Raw genomic sequence first — 7,616 nt, 5'->3', positions numbered from 1 at the left:
GGCGGCCAGCAGCAGCGCCGCCCCGTAACCGCCCGCCGCGGCGGGCTCCGCCCCCGGCGTGGCCACCACCAGCGCCGGGCCCGCGGCCACCTGCGGAACGACGCCCTCGCCCGACGAGGTGACCACCGCGGTGCCGGGAAACGCGCGCCCGAGTTCCTCGGCGGTGCGGCGCGCCCCGACGACCACGGCGCGCACCGCGTCCGACCCGCAGCGCGCGCAGCGCCGCGTCGGCTCAGTCCGCCCGCACCAACGGCAGACCAGCGCCGGGCCGCCCTCCCGCAACGACTCGGCCAGGGAGAGCGGACCCGTGCAGTGCCGGCACCGGGCGATGGTGCGGCAGCGCGCGCAGGCCAGCGACGGGACGTATCCGCGCCGCGGCACCTGCACCAGCACCGGCGCCCCGGCCTCCAGCGACGAGCGGGCGGCGCGCAGCGCGATCGACGGGATGCGCGCGGTCCGCGCGGCCGGGTCGCGTTCGTCGGCGTAACCGGTGTCGTCGAGGGCGACCACCCGCGGCGTGCGGGCGCGCACCACCGCCCGGGCCGCGACGATGTCGTGCGCCCACCCGCTGCGCACCAACGCCTGCGCCTCGGCGGTGCGCGCGTAGCCCCCGATCAGCGCCGCGCACCGCGCCTGGTGGGCGCGCAGCATCGCCACCTCGCGGGCGTGCGGGTACGGCGCCCGGGGCTCGGCCAGGCTGTCGTCGGCGTCCGCCCACACCATCACCAGACCCAGATCGCTCAGCGGCGCGAAAGCCGCGCTGCGGGTGCCGATCACCAGCCTGGCCTGACCGCGCAACGCTGCCAGCCATCGCCGGTAGCGGGCCGCCGGCCCCAGCCCGGCCGACAGCGCCACCACGCCGCTCTCGTCGATCCGCGCGGCCGCGGCCCGCACCAGCGAGTCCAGGTCGCGCTGGTCGGGCACGATCGCCAGCACCGCCCGACCTGCGCGGATCGTCTGCACGGCGGCCTCGGCGAACCGGTCCGCCCACGACTCCCCCGGCAGGGCCTGCCAGACGGCCCGCGCGGCGCGGGACTCGGCCAGGGCGTCCAGGAACTGGGCGCCCCGCCCGTAGACCGCCCACGCCGACGGGTCGACCGGCGCGGGTGGCGGCGGCCGCACCGCCGCCGTCGGTTCGCGCTCCACCCGCGCGTGCCGGGGCGGCACCGCCAGGCGCAGGACGTCCGGCCGGGTGCCGGCGTAGCGCGCCGCCACCGCGTCGACCAGCCGGCGGATCTCGGCTGTCAGCACCGGTTCGGCCGAGACGACGCGGTCCAGGTAACCGAGCTTGCCCTGATGGTCGGTGTCGTTGCGGCGCTCCAGCACGAACGCGTCGACCAGCCGGCCGTGAAACCGCACCCGCACCCGCACCCCCGGCTGGGCGTCGTCGGACTGCTCGGCCGACACCAGGTAATCGAACTCGCGGTCCAGGTGCGGCACCGAGAGCATCGGCAGCACCCGGGCAATGGGCTCGACCTGAACGGGTGTGCGCGCGCTGCCGCTCAAGGCGCTCTCATGGCCCGGCTGGTGCTCAACCCCGTACCGTCCGGGTCAGCTTTCGGCCGGTTCCGGGGTGCCGGCGTCGGCCGGCACCTCACGACCGAAGAAGAACCCCGCGGTCATCAGGATCAGCGCCGCGGCGTACGACCACCAGATCGGCACTGCCAGCGCCTCGTTGCCCAGGATGAAGCGGCCGATGGCGATCAGCGAATCCGACGCCGCGAAACACACCGCCCCCACCGCCGTCCAGATCGTCGGCAGCTTCGCCACCAGAGCGGCGCACACCATCGCGGTCAGCACCAGAATGTAGGCCGCCACCGGGAGCGTCAGCTTGCCCAGGTGCGGCCAGAACCAGGCCAGCAGCGCGACGGTGGCCACACACATCGCGACCACGGCGGCGATGCGCAACCGCGACGGGCGCCTGGCGGCCAGGGGCAGCAGCGCGCCCAGGAAACACAAGTGCGCCAACAGGAATGCGCCAAGGCCCACGACGAACGACTGGGCCCACCACGGGATCGCCAGCGACCAGTCACCGACGGCCGACAGCAGCAGCGCCGGCATCAGCCAACGCCGCTCACGCACGACGGCGTGGCCCGCCGCGGCGGCGGTCAGCAACAGCGCCATCGAGGCCTTGAACAGCGGCTGCGCCACCCAGTGCCCGGTCAGCTCGGCCCCCGGCTCCGAACCCAGCGCCAACACCGTCAGGTACACGCCGTAACCGAGGGCCGCCCAGCCTGCCAGCACCCAGCCGCCGAACACCAGCCGAGGTGCGTACGGTACGCCCATGCCCAGCTTGGACAACACAGCCGACGAAAAGCCCGCTATCGACCCCATCCTGCAGAAGGTACTGGATGCGGTTCCGTTCCGGCTATCCACCGAGGACGGCGTCGACGCGGCGCGGCAACGGTTCCGCGACCTGCCCCGCCGGCCGCTGCACCCCGAGCTGCGCGTCGAGGACCGCGCCATCCCCGGTCCAGGAGGGTCGGTCGGCGTCCGGATCTATTGGCCGCCAATCGAATCCGAGAGCGCCACCCCGCCCGTCGTGCTGTATTTCCACGGCGGCGGATTCGTGGTGGGCGACCTCGACAGCTACGACGGCACGGCCCGCCAGCACGCGGTCGGCGCCGACGCCATCGTGGTCTCCGTCGACTACCGGCTGGCGCCGGAGCACCCCTACCCCGCCGCGATCGAAGACGCCTGGGCCGCAACGCTTTGGGTCGCCGAGAACGCCGCCGGGCTGGGCGGTGACCCGAACCGGATGGGCGTGGCCGGGGATTCGGCCGGTGGCACGATCAGCGCGGTGATGGCCCATCGGGCGCGGGACCACGGCGCACCGGCCATCGCGTTTCAGCTGCTGTGGTACCCGTCGACGATGTGGGACGCGTCGCTGCCGTCCTTCACCGAAAACGCCGGCGCGCCGATCCTCGACGTCAAGGCCGTCGCCGAGTTCTCGCGTTGGTACGCGGGCGAAGTCGACCTGTCCGCCCCGCCGCCGGGCATGGCGCCCGGGCGGGCCGGCGACGTGTCCAACCTGCCGCCCGCCTACATCGCCGTCGCGGGTCACGACCCGCTGCGCGACGACGGCATCCGGTACGGCGAACGCCTTGCCGCCGCCGGCGTGACCGTCGAGGTGCACAACGCAGAGACGCTGGTGCACGGTTACCTCGGCTACGGCGGCGTGGTGCCCGCGGCCACCGCCGCGATGGAACGCGGGCTGACGGCCCTGCGAACGGGGCTACGCCGCTGAAGCCGGAGCGTACGGTGAATCCATGACGGAGCCCACCTTCGCCCGACCGGGGATCGACCCGACGTTCAAGGCGTTGCTCGACGCCTTCCCGATGACCTTCACCGCAGCCGACGGCGTGGAGACCGCGCGCTCGCGGCTGCGAATGCTCAAGGTGCCACCCGAGATGCTGCCCGACCTGCGCGTCGAGGAGCGCACGATCGGACATGGCGACGTCAGCGACGTCGGAGTGCGGATCTACTGGCCGCCCCTGGAACCCGAAGAGCCGCTGCCCGTCGTCGTCTTCTATCACGGCGGCGGCTTCTGCCTCGGTGACCTCGACACCCACGACCCCCTGGCCCGCGCGCACGCCGTCGGCGCCGAGGCCATCGTGGTGTCCGTGGACTACCGGCTCGCCCCCGAGCACCCGTTCCCGGCCGGCGTGCACGACTCCTGGGCGGCGCTGCAGTGGGTCGCCGAGAACGCCGCGGAGCTGGGCGGTGACCCCGGCCGGATCGCCGTCGCCGGCGACTCGGCCGGCGGCAACCTGGCCGCCGTGATGGCGCACCTGGCCACCGCGAACGCCGGGCCGGAGCTGAGCTTCCAGCTGCTCTGGTACCCGGTCGTCACCGCCGACCTGTCGCTGCCGTCCTACACCGACAACGCCAACGCGCCCATCCTGGACCGCGACGTGATCGACGCCTTCCTGGCGTGGTATCTGCCCGACATCGACATCAGCGACCCGACGGTGCTGCCCACCACCCTGGCCCCGGCGAACGCGACGGACCTGTCCGGGTTGCCGCCCGCCTACATCGCGACCGCCGAACACGATCCGCTGCGCGACGACGGGGCCCGCTACGCCGAGCTGCTCGACGCCGCCGGCGTGCCCGCGGAATTGAGCAACGAGCCCAACCTGGTGCACGGCTACGCGAGCTTCGCCCTGGTGATCCCCGCGGCCTCCGCTGCCACCGACCGCGGGCTGGCCGCGCTGAAGAAGGCGCTACACCCCTAGGCGGTCACGATGAGCAGCACTCCCGACTACCACACGCTGATCGTCGGCGCCGGCTTCTCCGGGATCGGCGCCGCCATCAAGCTCGACAACGCCGGGCTGTCCGACTATCTCGTCGTCGAGGCGGGCGACGGGGTCGGCGGGACGTGGCACTGGAACACGTATCCCGGTATCGCCGTGGACATCCCGTCGTTCTCCTACCAGTTCTCCTTCGAGCAGAGCCCGGACTGGTCGCGGACCTACGCGCGGGGCCGCGAACTCAAGGCCTACGCCGAACACTGCGTCGACAAGTACGGCATCCGATCGCGAATCCGGTTGAACACCAAGGTGCAATCCGCCGAGTTCGACGACGAGCGGTCCCTGTGGCGGGTGCAGACCGACCCCGGCGGAACCGTCACCGCCCGCTTCCTGATCAGCGCGTGCGGCGTGCTCACCGTGCCCAACCTGCCCGACATCGACGGCGTGGACAGCTTCGGCGGCGTCACGATGCACACCGCGCGCTGGGATCACGACCAGGATCTGAGCGGCAAGCGCGTCGCGATCATCGGCACCGGCGCCTCGGCCGTCCAGGTGATTCCCGAAATCGCGCCGATTGTCAAGCAGCTCACCGTTTTCCAGCGCACCCCGATCTGGTGCTTCCCCAAGCTGGACGTCGCGCTGCCGGCCCCGGCCCGCTGGGCGATGCGGATCCCGGGCGGCAAGATCGTGCAGCGGCTGCTCAGCCAGGCCTTCGTCGAAGTCACCTTCCCGATCTCCGCGCACTACTTCACGGTGGTGCCGCTGGCCAAGAGGATGGAGTCGGCGGGGCTGGCCTACCTACGCAAACAGGTGGACGACCCCACGGTGCGCGACCAACTCACCCCGCGCTACGCGGTCGGCTGCAAGCGCCCCGGCTTCCACAACGAGTACCTGGCCACGTTCAACCGCGACAACGTGCGACTGGTCACCGAGCCGATCGACAAGATCACGCCCACGGCGGTGGCCACCACCGACGGCGAAGCCCATGAGATAGACGTGCTGATCCTGGCCACCGGTTTCAAGGTGATGGATCCCGACGACGTCCCGACGTTCGCGGTGACGGGCAGCGGCGGCAAGTCGTTGAGCCGGTTTTGGGACGAGCACCGGCTGCAGGCCTACGAGGGCGTGAGCGTGCCCGATTTCCCCAACCTGTTCACGGTTTTCGGCCCGTACGGCTACGTGGGCTCGTCGTATTTCGCGCTGATCGAGACGCAGACCCACCACATCGTGCGGTGCCTGAAACGGGCGCAGCGCGACGGCGCGACGCGCGTGGAGGTGACCGACGAGGCCAACGACCGGTACTTCGCCGAGATGCTGCGCCGACGGCACCGGCAGATCTTCTGGCAGGACAGCTGCCGACTGGCGAACAGCTACTACTTCGACAAGAACGGCGACGTCCCGCTGCGGCCCACCACCACCGTCGAGGCCTATTGGCGCAGCCGGCGCTTCGACCTCGACGACTACCGATTCACCGGCAGTTCCGCCTAGCGAACGCACCGAAAACAGGGTGATGGCTGTCACCACCCGGCGCTAGGCTGCACGCGTGGCCAAGGAGTTTCCGCGTCTCGACGAGTCGCTCACCGAGTTCATCAACGATCAGGCCATGTTCTTCGTCGCCACCGCGCCGTCCGAGGGAGGCCGAATCAACCTCTCCCCCAAAGGGTATCGGGACACCTTCGCGGTCATCGACGATCACACCGTGGCCTATCTGGACCTGTTCGGCAGCGGGGTGGAAACGATTGCGCACTTGCGTGACAACGGCCGGATCACCATCATGTTCTGCTCGTTCACCCGCAACTCGCGCATCCTGCGGCTGTTCGGCACCGGACGGGTGGTCCGCCCCGACGACGCCGAGTTCGGCGAATTCGTCGGCAAGTTCGGGAACCCGCACGCGGGCGTGCGCGCCGTCATCGTCGTCGATCTCGAGCGAATCGCCGACGCGTGCGGGTTCGCGGTGCCGTACTACGAGCTCGTCGACGAACGCCCGGTGCTCGACGACTACCACAGCAAGGCGCCCGGCGAGGCCTACGTTCGCCTGGTCGGGCGCAACCGGCGAAGCATCGATGGATTGCCGGCGCTGGACGCCGACCACCCGCTGCCTAGATAGCGCGCTTGAGGTCGTCGACCTTGTCGAGCTGCTCCCACGGCAGTTCGACGTCGGTGCGGCCGAAGTGGCCGTAGGCGGCGGTCTGCGCGTAGATCGGACGCAGCAGGTCCAGGTCACGGATGATCGCGCCGGGCCGCAGGTCGAACACCTCGGGCACGATCTTCTCGATCTTGACCGGGTCTACCGTCGCGGTGCCGAACGTCTCGATGAACAGGCCGACCGGGGCCGCCTTGCCGATGGCGTAGGCCACCTGCACCTCGACGCGCTCCGCGAGCCCGGCGGCGACGATGTTCTTCGCCACCCAGCGCATCGCGTACGCCGCCGACCGGTCCACCTTGGACGGATCCTTACCGGAGAAGGCGCCGCCGCCGTGGCGGGCCCAGCCGCCGTAGGTGTCGACGATGATCTTGCGGCCGGTGAGGCCGGCGTCGCCCATCGGCCCGCCGAGGACGAACTTGCCGGTCGGGTTGACCAGCACCCGGGTCGACGACGAATCCAGGGTGTCGTGCGCCAGCTCGCTCAGCACGCTCTTGAGCACGTGCTCCCGGATGTCGGGGTCGAGCGTCTTCTCCAGGTCGATGCCGTCGGCGTGCTGCGTCGAGACGACCACGGTGTCGAGGCGTACGGGGACGTCGTCCTCGTAGGCGATGGTGACCTGGGTCTTGCCGTCCGGGCGCAGGTATCCCAGCGTGCCGTTCTTGCGCACCTCGGTCAGCTTCCGTGACAGCCGGTGGGCCAGCGCGATGGGCAGGGGCATCAGCTCGGGGGTGTCGGCGATCGCGTAGCCGAACATCAGGCCCTGGTCGCCGGCGCCCTGGGAGTCCAGCGGGTCCGCGGCGCCCTCGACGCGCGCCTCGTGGGCGGTGTCGACGCCCTGGGCGATGTCGGGCGACTGGGCGCCGATGCCGATGTTCACCCCGCACGACGCCCCGTCGAAGCCCTTGTCCGACGAGTCGTAGCCGATGTCCAAAATGCGCGCGCGGACCGTGCTGGTGATGTCGGCGAACGCCTCCTTCGCCGTCGTCGTCACCTCACCGACGACGTGCACCTGACCGGTGGTGACCAGCGTCTCCACCGCGACGCGTGAGCGGGGGTCCTGCGCCAGCAGGGCGTCGAGGACCGAGTCGCTGATCGCGTCACAGATCTTGTCGGGATGTCCCTCAGTCACCGACTCACTGGTAAACAGGCGACCCTTTTCGCTCACAATCGAATCCTTCCGAATAGTTAGTTAACCGAATTATATCGGCTGGCATCGGGCC

Annotated in this window: 7 protein-coding genes; 4 read left to right on the top strand and 3 right to left on the bottom strand. The window is 71.0% G+C overall.

Features of this window, described 5'->3' with window-relative positions:
- Positions 1–1,506, bottom strand: a 1,506-nt coding sequence (locus A9X05_RS19200; protein ID WP_231978435.1) for a primosomal protein N', incomplete at its 3' end; no start/stop codon positions are given.
- A 45-nt stretch (positions 1,507–1,551) separates the two neighbouring features.
- Entirely contained in the window at positions 1,552–2,286 is a 735-nt protein-coding gene (locus A9X05_RS19195) for a lysoplasmalogenase (RefSeq protein WP_067783414.1), read from the bottom strand.
- Here A9X05_RS19195 and A9X05_RS19190 point away from each other — a divergent pair.
- Genes A9X05_RS19190 through A9X05_RS19175 form a run of 4 tightly spaced genes read left to right on the top strand, consistent with a single transcriptional unit; the run spans position 2,285 to position 6,357 of the window.
- On the top strand, positions 2,285–3,247 hold the full coding sequence (locus tag A9X05_RS19190; RefSeq protein WP_067752930.1) for an alpha/beta hydrolase: 963 nt from the start codon (positions 2,285–2,287) through the stop codon (positions 3,245–3,247). The two genes, A9X05_RS19195 and A9X05_RS19190, sit on opposite strands and share 2 nt — an antisense overlap.
- A gap of 22 nt (positions 3,248–3,269) precedes the next feature.
- Positions 3,270–4,235 carry an alpha/beta hydrolase gene (locus A9X05_RS19185; protein WP_067752927.1) on the top strand — a complete coding sequence of 322 codons (966 nt, stop codon included), beginning with the start codon at positions 3,270–3,272 and terminating at the stop codon, positions 4,233–4,235.
- Between the two features lie 9 nt (positions 4,236–4,244).
- Complete coding sequence (locus tag A9X05_RS19180) at positions 4,245–5,738, top strand: NAD(P)/FAD-dependent oxidoreductase (protein ID WP_067783411.1); 1,494 nt, start codon at positions 4,245–4,247, stop codon at positions 5,736–5,738.
- A 55-nt stretch (positions 5,739–5,793) separates the two neighbouring features.
- Positions 5,794–6,357, top strand: a complete 564-nt coding sequence (locus tag A9X05_RS19175) for a pyridoxamine 5'-phosphate oxidase family protein (protein WP_067752920.1) — start codon at positions 5,794–5,796, stop codon at positions 6,355–6,357.
- On the opposite strand, the gene metK is transcribed toward A9X05_RS19175, so the two are convergent.
- Positions 6,350–7,561 (bottom strand): methionine adenosyltransferase, encoded by a 1,212-nt coding sequence (gene metK / locus A9X05_RS19170; RefSeq protein ID WP_067783408.1) that lies wholly within the window; start codon positions 7,559–7,561, stop codon positions 6,350–6,352. The two genes, A9X05_RS19175 and metK, sit on opposite strands and share 8 nt — an antisense overlap.
- Between the last annotated feature and the right edge of the window lie 55 nt (positions 7,562–7,616).

It is taken from the genome of Mycobacterium sp. E3298 (assembly GCF_001666895.1).
GTDB lineage: Bacteria > Actinomycetota > Actinomycetes > Mycobacteriales > Mycobacteriaceae > Mycobacterium.
Note: the sequence above shows the minus strand (reverse complement) of the source record. Positions and strands in the feature narration are given on the sequence as shown.

What these genes read in the sequence shown, in the direction of transcription:
- A9X05_RS19190 (WP_067752930.1), top strand. Translation starts at nt 2,285, where the DNA reads ATGCCCAGCTTGGACAACACAGCCGACGAAAAGCCCGCTATCGACCCC.
- A9X05_RS19180 (WP_067783411.1), top strand. Translation starts at nt 4,245, where the DNA reads ATGAGCAGCACTCCCGACTACCACACGCTGATCGTCGGCGCCGGCTTC.
- A9X05_RS19185 (WP_067752927.1), top strand. Translation starts at nt 3,270, where the DNA reads ATGACGGAGCCCACCTTCGCCCGACCGGGGATCGACCCGACGTTCAAG.
- A9X05_RS19195 (WP_067783414.1), bottom strand. Translation starts at nt 2,286, where the DNA reads ATGGGCGTACCGTACGCACCTCGGCTGGTGTTCGGCGGCTGGGTGCTG.